The sequence below is a fragment of the Bacillus kexueae genome (genome assembly GCF_022809095.1).
Classification (GTDB): domain Bacteria; phylum Bacillota; class Bacilli; order Bacillales; family Aeribacillaceae; genus Bacillus_BZ; species Bacillus_BZ kexueae.
Window position 1 is genome coordinate 1 of the sequence record NZ_JALAZE010000008.1, and the last position, 14,625, is coordinate 14,625.

Consider the following 14,625-nt stretch of genomic DNA (forward strand, 5'->3'; position numbering starts at 1 on the left):
ATATATCCGTTTTTATAACCACCAACGGTTTCAAAAAAAATTAAACAACCTGAGTCCTTATGAATATAGGACTCAGGTTGCTTAAATGTGCTTTTTTATTCCTGTCTACTTGACAGGGGTCACTTCACCTGGTTCGCTTTTTTATTTTGGCTCTTTTCAAAAAGGTTGTAGCTTTTAGTGTGTATTGTAGAGAATCGTTTTTCCACTTTGTAATGGAGCGACTTGAATCGAAGAAAAATATTACCTTTGTAATTTGACTCATATTTCATTTCAGTTGTATTTCTCCTTGATTAAAGAAGGATTTTTTCTTGGTCAAATCGAATGTAGTGAATGTGTGATACATAATCAAAAGGGGATTTCACGAAAGGGGTAAAAAGATGAGCCACGTATTATTACACAAAGAAAATCATATCGGTTATATTACGTTAAATCGTCCGGAAGTTTACAATTGCTTCAGCTACCAATCACTCGTAGAATTAGAGAGGATTGTAGAAGACTTAGAGAATGACCGGGAAGTCCGGGTTGTTATTATCACTGGAGCAGGGGAGAAAGCTTTTAGTACTGGTGCCGATTTAAAAGAGCGGAAGACGATGACCGAACAAGAAGTTCGGAAAACCGTTAAGAAAATCCGTCGGGTATTTCATAAAGTCTCGACATTGCCGCAACCTACAATTGCAGCTGTTAACGGGTATGCTTTTGGCGGCGGGTTTGAACTAATGTTGGCATGTGATTTTCGAATTGGAGCGGAAGAATCAACCATCGGACTTACCGAATTGACATGGGCGATCATCCCGGGAGCTGGCGGTACTCAACGGCTACCACGATTAATCGGAGAAGCAAAAGCAAAGGAATTGATTTTAACAGCTGAAAAAATCGATGCGAAAAAAGCATTCGATTATGGGATTTTTACTAAAATTGTCCCACGTGAACAAATGATGGATGAGTGCGTACAGTATGCGAATAAAATGTTAACACTCGGACCGATTGCATTACAGCAAGCTAAGTTCGCCATTTCAAGAGGAATGGATGTCGACATTCATACTGGACTAGAAATTGAATTTAAAGCATACGAGCAAACTATTCCAACGAAAGATCGAATAGAGGCGTTAAAAGCATTCAGTGAAAAACGAAAACCACAATTTACAGGAGAATAGGCTATTCACCAGAAAGAAAGCGCTTTCGTATAGAAGCAATGATTAGAAAGGGGTGTAAAAACTTACACCCCTTTATCCTTGTCTACAATTTGTCGAACAACTGTCATAAAATCATCAGGACGATGAAATTCAATAGGGGAGACACTCTTGTCAAATTGTAGAGTTTCACCTTCAATAACCACAACATATTTTCCGTTATATTTTGCTAGATGAATGGAATCACCAAATTGAGAAAGGAAACCTTTTATGGTTACTTCATCAAGTTTAAACGATAAATGAGCTTCAGGAGTATGTTCAACAATTTGAGAAGTCGCTTCTAACACTTGATCAGTCGATAGATGTTCTTGCAACTCTCGCTTTGGACTCTCCGCCCATATTTCAATCGCTGACTCAAGCTTTTCTCGCTCTTCCTCTTCTGGAGCAATCGATTCAACTATTTTATCTTGAACGATATTTAATACTTGAGACTTCATTATTTCAGGCATCGACTTTTCATATTCCACAAACTTTAAAAAATCCTCAAAATATCTTGCGTGTGAGGCTTGATGAATTTTTAATTCCGCCTCTTCAAGCATTCCTTCTTCCGGCATATACGGGTATTGTATTGACTTCATACCTTTTGTTGTTATTGCCATTTCGACATTTCGTATAAGGGATGATTCGTCTGCAATAGATGCAACCTTCGGCTCGAAATCGCATTTCATTAAAAATAAAAACGGGTCGTCGAAATATTTCCGTAGCTTTGCTTTCACAACTAGAAATACGCCACCACGAACAGCACTTGTATCCACATACGTCGAAACGACTTGCTCACTCCCTTGTTGGAACGAATCAATATCCTCTGAAAATCTTAAACGATGAAATAAATTGTAATTCGGATTCGAGCTTAGCTCATGTCCTGGCTCAACGATAAACCGCCCAATTTTTGTAGGAGCTTGTTCATTTTTAGGATATCTTTCTACTTTTCGTTTCGCGATTTTCGTTAATTCACCATCTAAAAAATGTTTCAACGAACTTTCTTCATACATTTCCGTATTTAATGTTTGAAAATGCTTAAAGTACCTCGTTGATTGTTCACCTTTTCCTTCAACTTGAACAACAAAAAATGAAAGATATAATATTTCAAAGTCCACACATCTCACCTCTTCATTTTGCATCCATAAGTGTAAAAAAAGATCCTACTTTCGTCAATGATGAATGTAGGATCTTATCCAAAAGTTAGTATGGAATCCGTTAAGAAGTTAAAGAAGCTTTGTTTGGCAGAACCTGTTTTTTAGTGACACGAAAGTCATACCATGTCAGAACCATAACGACAGCGAAGCAGATCGTCGAAATCTGAAAAAGAGCACCTATAGAGAAAAACGTTGATAAAAATCCGAACACAATTCCACTTATTCCAAGCCCTAGATCTATCGATGAGTAAAACATGCCATTAGCCACTCCACGTCGTTCTTTCGGTGTTTTTTGAAGAACCCAAGACTGTAAGATTGGCATCAGGGATCCAAATCCAGCACCAATGAAGAGTCCACTAATGATTAATAGACCAACGGAATAGGTGTATGATAATAGGAAAAATCCGATAATCGTTAAAAAGGAACAAACAAAAACGAGTAAATAAGGTCCTTTACGGTCAAAACGTTTTCCAACAAAAGGGCGTGCTATCGTCGCCATTACGGCATTACACAAATAAAACAAGAAAGCCTCATTAATATCTCTTTCAACAGCAAAAATTAAAATAAACGTAACAATGGAACCGTAGCCAAAAGAGGCAATGAGTGTAATAATGGCTGGAAATCGTCCATGACGATCAATCGTTGATTTTAAAAGCGAAAACTCTTTCCAATTTCGATCCTTAGACAACACACTTTCAGGAGTAGAATACGAAATGCTTGCAAGCAATAAAAACGCAATTGTACCAAGAATCGTTGAGCCAATGACAAGTTCTTGGAAGCCTAGCGTTTGATAAAGTAATATTCCTAAACTTGGTGCTATTATCATACCAATCGTCATCGATAATCCGAAGTAACCAAGTCCTTCGCCTAGCCGTTTTTCCGGTACCAATTCAACTGCTGCCGTTCCGTTTGCGGTCGTCGACCAACCCCATGCAATTCCGTGAATAAAACGAATGAATAAGAATAACACCACAGCTGAGGTTAGAGAATACAAAGTTGTGATAGCTAATAAAGATAGTGCGCCGACTAGGACAAGTTTTTTTCGTTTTGAACTTTCTAATATAAAACCTATAAAAGGTCGTATCAAAACTGCAGCAATACAAAATAAACTTGTTACAAGTCCAACTTCCAATTCTGTAGCCCCATATGCTTTAATTTGTGGCGGAAGTGTAGGAAGTAACATTTGAAAGCTCATGAACACGAATAGATTTCCGATCACTAACAAAGTAAAAGAACGTGTCCATAGTTTCGGCATCTCTTCAACACGATGCTTTGACATAGGTAAACTCCTTTCCAACTACTAATTATTTCGTATTCCGAAACAATCTAACCATTTCATTATAGCGGTTTTATATAGAACTTCAAGAAAAAAGTTGTAAGAATCGGTTTTATATGTTACTATTTAGTCACGTGTTAAATATGTTACTAAAAGGTCACATAACGAGAAGAGGTTGGTATGAATGCGTGACCAAGAATTGTCTCTTTTATTTAAAGCGATGAATCACGAAATACGAAGGGAAATTTTAGATTTATTAAAAGAGGGACGAAAAACGACTGGTGAGTTAGATGCTGCCTTTCCCACTGTTACGAGATATGCGGTGATGAAACATTTAAAGATACTAGAAGAAGCAAATCTTGTCCTTATTCGACGGGAAGGTCGTATGCGTTACAATTATTTAAACGTTGTACCTCTACAACAGCTTTATGAAAGATGGGTAACAAAATATCAAGGGGAGAGCGCTTCATCTCTTATTCAATTTAAAAATATAGTAGAAGGAGAAGTGGAACAAATGGAGAAAAAAATTGATTCGTTTCAAATTGAACAAGAAGTAACTATTAACGCTCCAAGAGAGAAAGTGTTCCAATCATTAACATCCGAAATTAATAAATGGTGGGCGTATCGATTGTTAGGTCCAAATTCATCTCTTCATTTGGACCCTGTCATTGGTGGTGCATTTATTGAAAAAGGAGAAAACGACAACGGAGCTTTATGGGGAACCGTTACATTCATTAACCCACCAGAAGAATTACGTCTTCAAGGGCTATTAGGAATGAAAGGTTCCGTACATAGCGCCTATTCATATCGTCTGATCGAAAAAGGGAATTCGACTGTCCTTCAATTGTCTCATCAAGCGATGGGCTTTTTAGAGCCACATTGGCATGAAGCGCATGAAAACGGTTGGAAAGAACTTTTAGGAACTTTTTTAAAGGATTATGTGGAAAAAGGGGTTACCCCTTCAAAATAAATAAATGAATGAATAAAGGAGATTTATCACATGGCGAATTTATATCCGTATATTTTTAGTCAAAATGCAAAGGAACAAGCTGAATTTTATGCAATAGCTTTAAAAGGCGAAATTATTAACGTACAAACATTTAAGGATGCACCACAAGCAAATGAAGAAATGAAAGATAAAGTCATGCATTTAGTTCTTCAAGCAGCAGGATTAACATTTTTCATGGCAGATGCTGTCATAGAGCCTGTTCAACGAGGAAATGGTTTAGATTTAACGATCGAGTTTCAGTCAGAAGACGAAGCGAAGAACGCGTTTGACAGATTATCTGAAGGCGGAAACGTATTAATGCCTTTTGAACAAACATTTTGGGGAGCTATGTTTGGTCGAGTAGAAGATCGATACGGAGTACGTTGGCAAATTACAACGACACATAAATAAAAAAGAGTGGGGATTAGACAAAAGGTCATGAAGAAGTAACTTCATGAGACTCATGCCTCTTTCCACCGCCTTCGACAAAGGTAATCTTCTACATCCATTGGAATAAGAAAAATCTCTTTTTGGTTATGAGGTTGTGGTGACTTCATTCTATCAAAAAAAGAGTTTTCTTTTTTTGGGCTGTTTTCATCTAATTTGACATGAAATGATTAGCAAAAGGTAGCCACGTACTGTGCAAATCCGGAAAGCGTCCGCCTTTCGAGATAAGTGAATAACCGAGAACAACTATCTTTTAGAACATTTTAATTAAAAAAATGAATGGGTGTCCCAAAAGTAGCTGGGGCACCCTCTTTCAAATAACTTATCGATTTGTGAGCATTTGTTCAAACGGATCGGAACTTGGATTCATTCTTCGTTGGTATCTCCTCATCCCATACATAAGTGCACCACTAGCAATGCCAATTAAGGACATCCACATCATATTATTTTGGTTTCTTTTTCGTATCATGACACGGTTTCCACTAACGAGTTGAACAAGATTCTCCATTAACTTTCGTCTATTCATTGATATCCACCTCACAATTTAATGGGAACAAATACGTCTCCCTTATGTATTGTTTGTTCATTGCGTTCATCAAATGTATTTGAACCTATTCCTTTTGAAACATATATTCCCAAAATTACAATCGATAATTTTGAATCAGTATTCGCATGATAAAGAGTGTAGAAAGATTTTCACAATTAGATAAAAGGGGTATGGTTATGCCTGAATGGATTGAAATTATTGTACGTTCCATGTTTCTGATTATTGGCTTGTTTCTCATATCAAAAGTGTTAGGAAAAAAGCAGCTATCCAAATTGTCGTTTTTTGAATATGTCGTTGGGATCACAATTGGTGATATTGCTGGCACATTGTCAATGGATTCCGACTTAAACATCATTAATGGATTTACTAGCATCTTAACTTGGGCCTCTATTCCTATACTTGTTTCTTACATATCGTTAAAAAGCCCACGCTTTCAACAGTTTATTGAAGGTAAACCGACCGTATTTATACAAAACGGAAAAATTCTCGAAGAAAATTTAAAGAAAGAAAATTTTACTGCCAATAGCTTGCTTGAACAGCTTCGCAAAAAAGATATATTTCGCGTTGCAGATGTCGAATTTGCTACATTGGAAACAACAGGTGATATCAGTGTATTAAAAAAGAAAGAAAAGCAACCAGTTGAGTTTGGAGAGATTTTTCAACCCGTACCTCCTATGGATGTACCTCAAACGGTCATAGAAGATGGGACGATAGAAACTCAGGCTTTAGCAAAAATCGGAAAAAGCCCTAAGTGGCTATATGAAGAATTGAGCAAAAAAGGCATTAAACTTAAAGAGGTATTTTTGGCCCAAGTTGACTCGACCAATCGGCTTACAATTGATTTGTATGATGATTTTCAACCTTCTCTAGATGATTCGTTCACCGACTGGATGATGACATCTTTGAATCAAATGGAATTAGAGATGAAAATGTTACCAAAGGGTCCTTTCAACCAATTTGTGACCACTAATCAACAACGAATATCACAGATGAAAAATAAACTACAAACGTTTCAAAAGGAGTGATAATAAGCGATGTATGATTGCGTCATAATCGGTGGGGGAATAGCAGGCTTACAAGCGGCCATCCAATTATCGAGATACAAGTATAACATTTTAGTGATTGATTCAAATAATGGGCGTTCTTCCGAATGTAACATGTACAAAAATATTCTCGGATGGACCGGTGGAATTAGTGGAATGGAGTTAAGAGAGGCTGGTAAAAAACAAGCAATCATGTTTGGGGCGCAATTTTATTTTGGAAATGTAATCGTCGTGAAAAAAGAAGACGACCGATTTACCATTCAAACGAAGGATCAGAGGAAGTTCTTATCAAAGACGATCTTATTTGCTACTGGTGTTAAAGATCGAATCCCTTCTGATCTTCATTCGATGTTTCACCCGTTTCTCGGGACCTTTATTTATGTTTGTCCAGATTGTGATGGTTACGAAGTATATCAAAAAAGAACAATTGTCGTTGGGAGTGGTGAAGCTGGTGCAAATATGGCATTAACACTCAGGCATTGGACAAAAGATCTCCTATATCTCAATCACGAAGAACAACCAATAAGTCTTCATACAAAGGAGAGGTTAAAAGAAAAAGGCATCCCAATGATTGCTGAACAAGTCATCGATTTAAAAAGTTCCAAAACATTTTGTCAAGGTGTTTCCCTAAAATCAGGTAAATGGATAGAAACTGAAAAGATTTTTATTGCTTTTGGAGGTAATTTAGTTAATTCTTCTTTAGCAAGACAACTAGGAGTAAAGGTAAATGAATCTGGTCATATTGAAGTGAACCCACGAACAAAGGAAACGAATATTAAAAACGTGTGGGCAGCTGGGGATGTTGTAGCACATTCTGAGCAAGTAACAATTGCGATGGGTGACGGCTCACAAAGTGCAATATGGATACATAAAAGACTTAAAGAAATGAATGATCTTTAAACGGGATTCTCTTTTCAAACAAATAGAAAAAATTACATCCATTAAAAAAGCAGGATTCTAGATGAAAAGAAAGAACCGATAATGAGTGGAGAGATTTTTGAAACAAAGGGGAGAAGGAACATGAAGGCAGCGACGTTATACGAAACTGGAGGTCCTGAAAAGGTAATCATTGAAGAAAAATCCATTCGTGATTTAAAAGACAATGAAGTACTGATTAAAGTAAAGAGCGCGGCATTAAATCGTCGCGATCTATTTATTACGTACGGATTATATCCAGGAATGAAATTACCTTGTATTTTAGGCGCAGACGGTGCTGGGGTTGTGGTTAAGGTAGGAAAGGATGTAACGGGAATTCAGGAAGGAAGTGAAGTGATTATTGACCCAGGTTTAAATTGGGGAGAAAATAATGACTTCGCACAACAAGAATTCCGTATTTTAGGTATGCCCAGTGATGGAACATTCGCACAATATGTGATAGTTCCATCATCGAATGTTTACCGAAAGCCAGACCATTTATCATTTGATGAAGCAGCGGCTCTACCCTTAGCTGGTGTGACGGCATACCGAGCTTTGTTTACTAGGGGACAAGTTCAAAAGGGGGAGACCGTATTAATTCCCGGAATCGGGAGTGGAGTTGCACAATACTTACTGCAAATGGCGGTTTCTGTTGGTGCGAATGTGTATGTGACATCAAGTAGTGAGGAGAAAATTAATCGCGCGGTAATGCTTGGAGCGAAAGGTGGCGTAAATTACCGTGACGAAAATTGGGCAAAAACACTTAAAAATCAAATGGGAAGTGCCAACTTAATTGTAGATGGTGTAGGTGGTCCAGGTTTTAATAACCTCATTCAGCTTACGGCTCCAGGTGGTAGAATTGTCAGTTATGGAGCAACTAACGGTCCAGTACCTAATTGTGTAATGCCAAAAATTTTCTTTAAAAACATGGATATTCTCGGGACGACGATGGGTAGCCCTAGAGATTTTGAAAACATGCTCACCCTATATGAAAAATATGAGTTACAACCGATGATTGATCGCACATTTTCCCTTGATGAAACGAAAGAAGCATTAATGTATATGGGCGAGGGGAAAAATTTCGGAAAGATTGTCATTCGAATTGAATAAGAATTAGATGTGAACCTATTTCACTTGTCCGCTTTGCTTATGGAAATGAATTGAAGGGAGAAGTGGCATGAATCAATTATCAAATAGGGTGGCATTCGTAACTGGTGCAAGTCGGGGGCTCGGAAGAAGTATCTCTTATACACTTGGATCAAATGGAGCGAAGATTTGTTTAGTAGATATTGATGAAAAAGCTGCGCATGAAACAGCGGAAGAAATGAAGAAAGATGGAATCGATGTAACCTATTATATCGCCGATGTTTCTGTTCGATCTCAAGTAGAACAAGCTGTTGAAGAAGCTGTCAATAAGTATGGGAAAATTGACATTTTAGTGAATAATGCTGGAGTATTGCGAGACAACCTTTTATTTAAAATGTCGGATGATGATTGGGATACGGTCATGAATGTTCATTTAAAAGGAGCCTTTTATTGTACGCGTGCGGTTCAAAAATATATGGTCGAAAATCAATATGGCCGCATCGTTTCCATTTCATCAACTTCCGCACTCGGCAACAGAGGACAAGCGAATTATGCTACGGCAAAAGCTGGTTTACAAGGCTTCACCAAAACGCTAGCAATAGAACTAGGAAAGTATGGAATCACAGCCAACGCCGTTGCTCCAGGATTTATTGAAACCGACATGACACGCAAAACAGCCGAACGGATTGGTGTAAGTTTTGAAGAGTTTTCAAAAAATTTATCAGATACAATACCTGCCAAACGATTAGGGCAACCGGAAGACATTGCTAATGCTGTCTTATTTTTTGTGAAAGAGGAATCTTCCTATGTAAATGGTCAAATTTTATATGTAGCAGGCGGACCAGCTAATTAAGTAAGGAAAGCGCAAAGAACAAGTCCTTAGACGAAGGGCGCTGGAGGACCTGCGAGGAGGTTTCCGTCGTCACAGCAGGGCCGAAGCGACCCGAGCTATGGCGCTTGGAGCTAGACTGCAAAAAAACGGTAAAGATAATACTTTAACACTTTATTGAATTTAAACTCTCTGTAACAATAAAATAGAAAAGGAATGTAAACGAAGAAATTCCGTTACATTCCTTTTTTTATTATAGCTGTTATTCGTTTACCTTGTTCCTCTTTTGTTATGAAAGGATTTACAGCTTGAAGTGAAAAACGGCGACTGCACATCGTTGTACGAACGGTAGAGTATTCGAACCTACGAGTAAATCGAGCAATTATAGACTTATTGATAGTCCGCTAGACACGAGGAGGCGAAACGAGACAGGCCTTACTCACTTGTCATTTGTACAATCAAAATAATAGTCATATAGGAAAGAGCCTTTCTTGTACGAGCTTACCAAAGAGCTTCTAAAAGGCGACGATCAATCAAATTCGTATCAATCGGACATTTCGACGCATTCTCTCCATACTGCCATCCCCAAACATTAGCTTTACAAGGCGGCTTACGTGGATTAAAAGAAGGAGCGTTGCCTTTTGATGTTGGACCAGGGGTTGGCTCTTGAGACCAAATGACAAGCTGATCCGCTACTTTTTCATTTTGTTTCGATGCTAAACAATAGGCGTTATTAAACGTGTCTGTACTTGGATCCGCATAAATTCCCGGTCGATAGGGACTCGAATACAATGTGTCTACCCATCCTCTAATCCACGCCTCATCAATCGAAAAAAACTTTTCCGTGTTAGCAAACAGAAATACACCTTTAGGAACTTTTAATCTCCTCGCATGAAAAATTGCGTTACGTGCGGAAACCTTCCCTTTCTCATAACCAAAAGCATCTTTATTCTCGTTATAAATCGGCAAGATTTTGACACCTTTTTCTTTCAAAAATTGAATTTCTTTATCCGACAGACCGTCTGATACATTGGCGACGGTTGATAAATAGCGTCCCCAATAATTAGGAAATCCGTATTGATTAACGACACAGTCAAATAATGTCGTTGTCACTTTTTGTGCAGAGTCAACACCCCAAATTTCACGCGCCATACGCCACACCCTTCCAAAATAGTCTGTTAATCTATATGTTCACTTCAAAGACTTTACCACTTTTAATAAGTGTTAAGTTCTACAAAAAAGGGAGGTTGCATATAATTGTCTCGGAAAGGGGGGAGATTGTGGGTATTAAACTTATAAAAATATCGGTTGTTTATTTTATGATTGGAGTTTGTCTTGGGCTATTTATGTCCATGACACATAATTTTGCGCTATCCTCCGTACATGTTCATATTAATTTATTAGGATGGACAGCGTTGACACTAGCAGGTCTTATTTATCATTTTTTCCCTGAAACTTCAGATACAGGACTGGCGAAGGCCCATTTTTGGCTCCATAATCTCGGTTTACCTACGATGATGATAGGGCTCTGCTTTTATGTGAATGGGTTTGAAAGCATTGTCCCAGTTATCGCCACAGGTGGACTTGTCACGACTATTAGTATATTATTGTTCGGAATCAATGTATTAACACGGTTGAAAGCATAATATGCTTGCGTGTGGAATTTCACCCTGACTGTACGGATATGGCACAAACATTCATTGTGCAGTAGCACCCTCATTCCTTATAATCTAAGGAAGGGGGTTTTTTTGATGGATTCCATTTCGAACGAATTGCTAAGCAAGATAAAAACAAAGATATTTACCTATGGTAGTGAGTTGGAAAAATCGCTGTTTCTTTATCACATTGAAAACGAATCTAGTGAAGAAGTTCTCATCCAGCTTGAGTCGTATCAAAATAGCGATGGCGGATTTGGTAACGGGCTTGAACCTGATTTTTTACTCCCAAGATCAAGCCCTTTAGCTACGACGGTAGCGTTTCAACTATTAAACGATTTTTCAGATGAGCCACGTGCACAAAAAATGATTGAAAGAGGAGTCGCTTACTTTGAAGACTCATTTTTATCTAAGCGAAAAGGCTGGGTCGCAGTTCCAAAACAAGTGAATAACTATCCTCATGCACCGTGGTGGCACGTTAATCCCCATTCAGGTTTAAGTATGATTGATCATTATTGGGGAAATCCTTCCGCTGAAATCATCGGTTATTTGTATGAATACTCCCCATATGTACAAAAATTGAGTATTGATGATTTAGTAAAGCAGGCAATGGAACATTTATGGAATATGGAGGAACTTGAATCTTCTCATGAAACTTTTTGTTATATGCGTTTGTACCAACGATTGCCTGTTTCACTCCAAAAGAACATGTATCCATATTTGAAAAAATCCATTGACAAGTTGATATGTAAAGACGTTACGCAATATTCCTCTTATGTCCCGACGCCACTCTCATTTTATCTTGTAGCCCTTGATAATCCATTCCACATTGACGACCAATTAATTCAATTAAATTTCTCGTATTTAATTGAAAAAGTGAAGAAAGATGGTTGGATTGAACCAACATGGAAGTGGAATCAATTTGAAGAAACGTGGGAAAAACAAAAAAATATTTGGGCAGCTCGATTAACAGTCGATTTTTTAACAATGTTGAAAGCGTATAATTGAGAAAAAATTTCCAACATTAGTTTGACATTTCCTCTTTAAGGTGATAAGATGAAACTAACCGTTATGTACGTGATTAAACAAGGATTCATGTAAGTCGTAACATTTGAGAAGTGAGGGCGAACATTTATCCTACACTTCTATATGTTACGACTTTTTTTGTACCAACTTTCATCCATACATAATGGGCAATTTTTTAAAAGTTTTAGGAGGCATTAACATGCAAACTGGTAAAGTAAAATGGTTTAACTCTGAAAAAGGCTTTGGATTTATCGAAGTAGACGGTGGAGACGACGTATTCGTTCATTATTCTGCAATTCAATCTGAAGGTTTCAAAACGTTAGAAGAAGGTCAATCAGTATCTTTCGAAATCGTTGAAGGAAACCGCGGACCACAAGCTGCAAACGTTCAAAAAATTTCCTAATATAATCTAGTACCCAATGAGATGAGAACGGTATTGTTTTCATCTCATTTTTGTTTATAGGATATAAAAGTATTGTTAAATCAGTAAAATAAATACGTAAAGGAGGGCTTAATGATGAATGCACATGAGATTGAATACCAATTACATGGGGATGACATGCAATTCGTAGAAATTGAATTAGATCCAGGTGAGAGCGCAATCGCTGAAGCGGGTGCACTTATGATGATGGATGAAGACATCGACTTAGAGACTGTTTTTGGTGATGGGAATGAACGGACTGGCTTTTTTGGAAAGCTTGTCGGAGCAGGAAAAAGACTAATAACCGGTGAGAGTTTATTTATGACCGTATTTACGAATCGTGGAATGGGTAAAAAGCACGTTTCTTTTGCAGCACCTTATCCTGGGAAAATCATTCCTGTTGATTTAAGTGAAATGGGTGGTAAAGTCATTTGTCAAAAAGATGCCTTTTTATGTGCTGCAAAAGGAGTTTCTGTAGGGGTTGATTTTCAAAAGAAGCTAGGAACAGGTTTCTTTGGTGGAGAAGGATTTATTATGCAGAAGCTCGAAGGTGATGGTCTAGCCTTTATGCATGCTGGAGGTACGATTCATAAACGTGAACTTTTACCTGGAGAAACGTTAAAAATCGATACTGGTTGTTTAGTCGCCATGACAAAAGGCGTTGAGTATAATATCGAGTTTGTTGGGAAAGTGAAAACCGCGTTTTTTGGAGGGGAAGGGCTGTTTTTCGCAACCGTTCGTGGCCCCGGTACGGTGTGGGTACAATCTCTACCATTTAGTCGTCTAGCTGATCGAATTTTTGCTGCAGCTCCGCAAAGAGGAGGGCGTGTAGGTGAAGGAAGTATACTAGGGGGAATCGGTGATTGGTTTGATGGGGATGATTAAGTCAACCAATCGATTCTTAAATGTCCACTCTGTTAGTCATGACAGCTTAATGTCATGGCTTTTTTAACTTTTATGAATGGAGGTAAATGATATGAACCCTATAAAAGACTATATACGTAAAGACTTACATATTTTATTTGTTGGTTTTAACCCGAGCATTCGGTCTTCGCAAACTGGTCATCATTACGCCAACCCGAACAATCGATTTTGGAAAATCCTTTATTTGGCAGGCTTAACAAAAGAACAATTAACCCCTTTTGATGATCAATCACTATTACAAATTGGCTATGGTTTTACAAACATTGTTGCGAGACCAACTAAGGCTGCAAGTGAAATTACAAAAGAAGAATACGAAGAAGGGCGAATCCAATTACAGAGAAAAATTAAATATTTTCGCCCGAAAATCGTCTGTTTTGTTGGTAAAGGAGTTTATCTTCAATATGCGAAAAAGAAGCAATCCCCTTGGGGATTTCAAGATGATCCGATCATTCCAGGGGTACAAGATTTTGTTGCACCATCCTCAAGCGGTCTCGTCAGAATGAAGTTAGAAGAAATAGTTAGCATTTATAAACAATTAAACGATACGATGAGAAAATGTCTGGAAACAGAACATATGTAGTTGAACGATTGTTTGTTTTTCGGACACCGATATCCCCAAATACCCAACAAATCAAAAGTTTCAATTGGCACATATTTTGCAAATATAATTACAAGTGATTTTATAAGGGGGGAAAGAGTTGAAGTATGATCACTTTTCGGAAGGGCAAATATTTATTACAGATTCAGTGATTGTTGACAAAGACGAATTGATACATTTTGCGAATAACTATGATCCTCAATATTTTCATACGTCAGAGGAAGCTGCAAAGGAATCGATTTTTGGTCAAATTATTGCACCTGGTGCCTTTACATTAAGCCTTTTATGGAAAGAATGGGTTCAGTTAAATATTTTAGGCCGTGATTGTATTGCTGGAATAGGTATTGATCATTTACGATTCCACAATCCTGTATATCCAAATGACATTCTTCATTCAGAAGTAACCGTTCATAAGTGTATACCTGTTGAGGATCCGACAAAAGGAATTATACACCTTCAATTTGTTGGAAAAAACCAATCAGAGAAAAATGTGCTATCTTGTATTTTCAAGCTTCTCATTAAACGGTAATTGGAGGGGAATGCT

Annotated in this window: 18 protein-coding genes; 14 read left to right on the plus strand and 4 right to left on the minus strand. The window is 37.8% G+C overall.

Translation table 11 applies throughout. The annotated features are described in order from the left end of the window. Nucleotides 1-4 precede the first annotated feature (4 nt). A complete protein-coding gene (locus tag ML543_RS17195) occupies nucleotides 5-85 on the plus strand; it encodes an IS3 family transposase (protein ID WP_419095365.1) in 81 nt (26 codons plus the stop codon). Between the two features lie 292 nt (nucleotides 86-377). Next, the gene (locus ML543_RS12785; RefSeq protein ID WP_243387839.1) at nucleotides 378-1,154 is read left to right on the plus strand and encodes an enoyl-CoA hydratase-related protein; all 777 of its coding nucleotides are present in this window, start codon (nucleotides 378-380) and stop codon (nucleotides 1,152-1,154) included. A gap of 62 nt (nucleotides 1,155-1,216) precedes the next feature. On the opposite strand, the gene ML543_RS12790 is transcribed toward ML543_RS12785, so the two are convergent. Both ML543_RS12790 and ML543_RS12795 read right to left on the minus strand, forming a co-directional pair. After that, nucleotides 1,217-2,287, minus strand: a complete 1,071-nt coding sequence (locus ML543_RS12790; RefSeq protein WP_243387840.1) for a DUF3900 domain-containing protein — start codon at nucleotides 2,285-2,287, stop codon at nucleotides 1,217-1,219. Nucleotides 2,288-2,387: 100 nt separating this feature from the next. Further along, a complete protein-coding gene (locus ML543_RS12795) occupies nucleotides 2,388-3,605 on the minus strand; it encodes an MFS transporter (RefSeq protein WP_243387841.1) in 1,218 nt (405 codons plus the stop codon). A gap of 181 nt (nucleotides 3,606-3,786) precedes the next feature. On the opposite strand from ML543_RS12795, the gene ML543_RS12800 reads away from it, so the two are divergent. Together ML543_RS12800 and ML543_RS12805 are read left to right on the plus strand one after the other, a co-directional pair. Next, on the plus strand, nucleotides 3,787-4,572 hold the full coding sequence (locus tag ML543_RS12800) for an SRPBCC domain-containing protein (RefSeq protein ID WP_243387842.1): 786 nt from the start codon (nucleotides 3,787-3,789) through the stop codon (nucleotides 4,570-4,572). Nucleotides 4,573-4,602: 30 nt separating this feature from the next. Then, the gene (locus ML543_RS12805) at nucleotides 4,603-5,001 is read left to right on the plus strand and encodes a VOC family protein (protein ID WP_243387843.1); all 399 of its coding nucleotides are present in this window, start codon (nucleotides 4,603-4,605) and stop codon (nucleotides 4,999-5,001) included. A 358-nt stretch (nucleotides 5,002-5,359) separates the two neighbouring features. Here ML543_RS12805 and ML543_RS12810 read toward each other — a convergent pair whose 3' ends face one another. Next, on the minus strand, nucleotides 5,360-5,563 hold the full coding sequence (locus ML543_RS12810) for a hypothetical protein (protein WP_243387844.1): 204 nt from the start codon (nucleotides 5,561-5,563) through the stop codon (nucleotides 5,360-5,362). Between the two features lie 197 nt (nucleotides 5,564-5,760). Here ML543_RS12810 and ML543_RS12815 point away from each other — a divergent pair, with 197 nt between their 5' ends. From ML543_RS12815 to ML543_RS12830, 4 genes are all read left to right on the plus strand, one after another. Further along, a complete protein-coding gene (locus tag ML543_RS12815; protein WP_243387845.1) occupies nucleotides 5,761-6,609 on the plus strand; it encodes a DUF421 domain-containing protein in 849 nt (282 codons plus the stop codon). Nucleotides 6,610-6,618: 9 nt separating this feature from the next. Beyond that, entirely contained in the window at nucleotides 6,619-7,527 is a 909-nt protein-coding gene (locus tag ML543_RS12820) for an NAD(P)/FAD-dependent oxidoreductase (RefSeq protein ID WP_243387846.1), read from the plus strand. Nucleotides 7,528-7,647: 120 nt separating this feature from the next. After that, nucleotides 7,648-8,652 (plus strand): quinone oxidoreductase family protein, encoded by a 1,005-nt coding sequence (locus tag ML543_RS12825; protein ID WP_243387847.1) that lies wholly within the window; start codon nucleotides 7,648-7,650, stop codon nucleotides 8,650-8,652. Between the two features lie 67 nt (nucleotides 8,653-8,719). Next, nucleotides 8,720-9,481, plus strand: a complete 762-nt coding sequence (locus ML543_RS12830) for a beta-ketoacyl-ACP reductase (protein ID WP_243387848.1) — start codon at nucleotides 8,720-8,722, stop codon at nucleotides 9,479-9,481. A gap of 477 nt (nucleotides 9,482-9,958) precedes the next feature. On the opposite strand, the gene ML543_RS12835 is transcribed toward ML543_RS12830, so the two are convergent. Next, nucleotides 9,959-10,609 carry a glycoside hydrolase domain-containing protein gene (locus tag ML543_RS12835; RefSeq protein ID WP_243387849.1) on the minus strand — a complete coding sequence of 217 codons (651 nt, stop codon included), beginning with the start codon at nucleotides 10,607-10,609 and terminating at the stop codon, nucleotides 9,959-9,961. A gap of 128 nt (nucleotides 10,610-10,737) precedes the next feature. Here ML543_RS12835 and ML543_RS12840 point away from each other — a divergent pair, with 128 nt between their 5' ends. From ML543_RS12840 to ML543_RS12865, 6 genes are all read left to right on the plus strand, one after another. Next, complete coding sequence (locus tag ML543_RS12840) at nucleotides 10,738-11,103, plus strand: cytochrome-c oxidase (RefSeq protein ID WP_243387850.1); 366 nt, start codon at nucleotides 10,738-10,740, stop codon at nucleotides 11,101-11,103. A gap of 105 nt (nucleotides 11,104-11,208) precedes the next feature. After that, nucleotides 11,209-12,120 carry a hypothetical protein gene (locus ML543_RS12845; RefSeq protein ID WP_243387851.1) on the plus strand — a complete coding sequence of 304 codons (912 nt, stop codon included), beginning with the start codon at nucleotides 11,209-11,211 and terminating at the stop codon, nucleotides 12,118-12,120. A gap of 217 nt (nucleotides 12,121-12,337) precedes the next feature. Continuing rightward, entirely contained in the window at nucleotides 12,338-12,541 is a 204-nt protein-coding gene (locus ML543_RS12850; protein WP_243387852.1) for a cold-shock protein, read from the plus strand. A gap of 114 nt (nucleotides 12,542-12,655) precedes the next feature. After that, on the plus strand, nucleotides 12,656-13,444 hold the full coding sequence (locus ML543_RS12855; protein ID WP_243387972.1) for a TIGR00266 family protein: 789 nt from the start codon (nucleotides 12,656-12,658) through the stop codon (nucleotides 13,442-13,444). A gap of 91 nt (nucleotides 13,445-13,535) precedes the next feature. Next, nucleotides 13,536-14,063, plus strand: coding sequence for a G/U mismatch-specific DNA glycosylase (gene mug / locus ML543_RS12860; RefSeq protein ID WP_243387853.1), 528 nt, complete (start codon nucleotides 13,536-13,538; stop codon nucleotides 14,061-14,063). A gap of 118 nt (nucleotides 14,064-14,181) precedes the next feature. Beyond that, on the plus strand, nucleotides 14,182-14,610 hold the full coding sequence (locus ML543_RS12865) for a MaoC/PaaZ C-terminal domain-containing protein (protein WP_243387854.1): 429 nt from the start codon (nucleotides 14,182-14,184) through the stop codon (nucleotides 14,608-14,610). Nucleotides 14,611-14,625 lie beyond the last annotated feature (15 nt).

Coding starts and splice junctions, on each gene's coding strand:
- ML543_RS12845 (WP_243387851.1), top strand. CDS start 11,209: ATGGATTCCATTTCGAACGAATTGCTAAGCAAGATAAAAACAAAGATA.
- ML543_RS12815 (WP_243387845.1), top strand. CDS start 5,761: ATGCCTGAATGGATTGAAATTATTGTACGTTCCATGTTTCTGATTATT.
- ML543_RS12850 (WP_243387852.1), top strand. CDS start 12,338: ATGCAAACTGGTAAAGTAAAATGGTTTAACTCTGAAAAAGGCTTTGGA.
- ML543_RS12795 (WP_243387841.1), bottom strand. CDS start 3,605: ATGTCAAAGCATCGTGTTGAAGAGATGCCGAAACTATGGACACGTTCT.
- ML543_RS12810 (WP_243387844.1), bottom strand. CDS start 5,563: ATGAATAGACGAAAGTTAATGGAGAATCTTGTTCAACTCGTTAGTGGA.
- ML543_RS12805 (WP_243387843.1), top strand. CDS start 4,603: ATGGCGAATTTATATCCGTATATTTTTAGTCAAAATGCAAAGGAACAA.
- ML543_RS12830 (WP_243387848.1), top strand. CDS start 8,720: ATGAATCAATTATCAAATAGGGTGGCATTCGTAACTGGTGCAAGTCGG.
- ML543_RS12820 (WP_243387846.1), top strand. CDS start 6,619: ATGTATGATTGCGTCATAATCGGTGGGGGAATAGCAGGCTTACAAGCG.
- ML543_RS12800 (WP_243387842.1), top strand. CDS start 3,787: ATGCGTGACCAAGAATTGTCTCTTTTATTTAAAGCGATGAATCACGAA.
- mug (WP_243387853.1), top strand. CDS start 13,536: ATGAACCCTATAAAAGACTATATACGTAAAGACTTACATATTTTATTT.
- ML543_RS12825 (WP_243387847.1), top strand. CDS start 7,648: ATGAAGGCAGCGACGTTATACGAAACTGGAGGTCCTGAAAAGGTAATC.
- ML543_RS12855 (WP_243387972.1), top strand. CDS start 12,656: ATGAATGCACATGAGATTGAATACCAATTACATGGGGATGACATGCAA.
- ML543_RS12785 (WP_243387839.1), top strand. CDS start 378: ATGAGCCACGTATTATTACACAAAGAAAATCATATCGGTTATATTACG.
- ML543_RS12835 (WP_243387849.1), bottom strand. CDS start 10,609: ATGGCGCGTGAAATTTGGGGTGTTGACTCTGCACAAAAAGTGACAACG.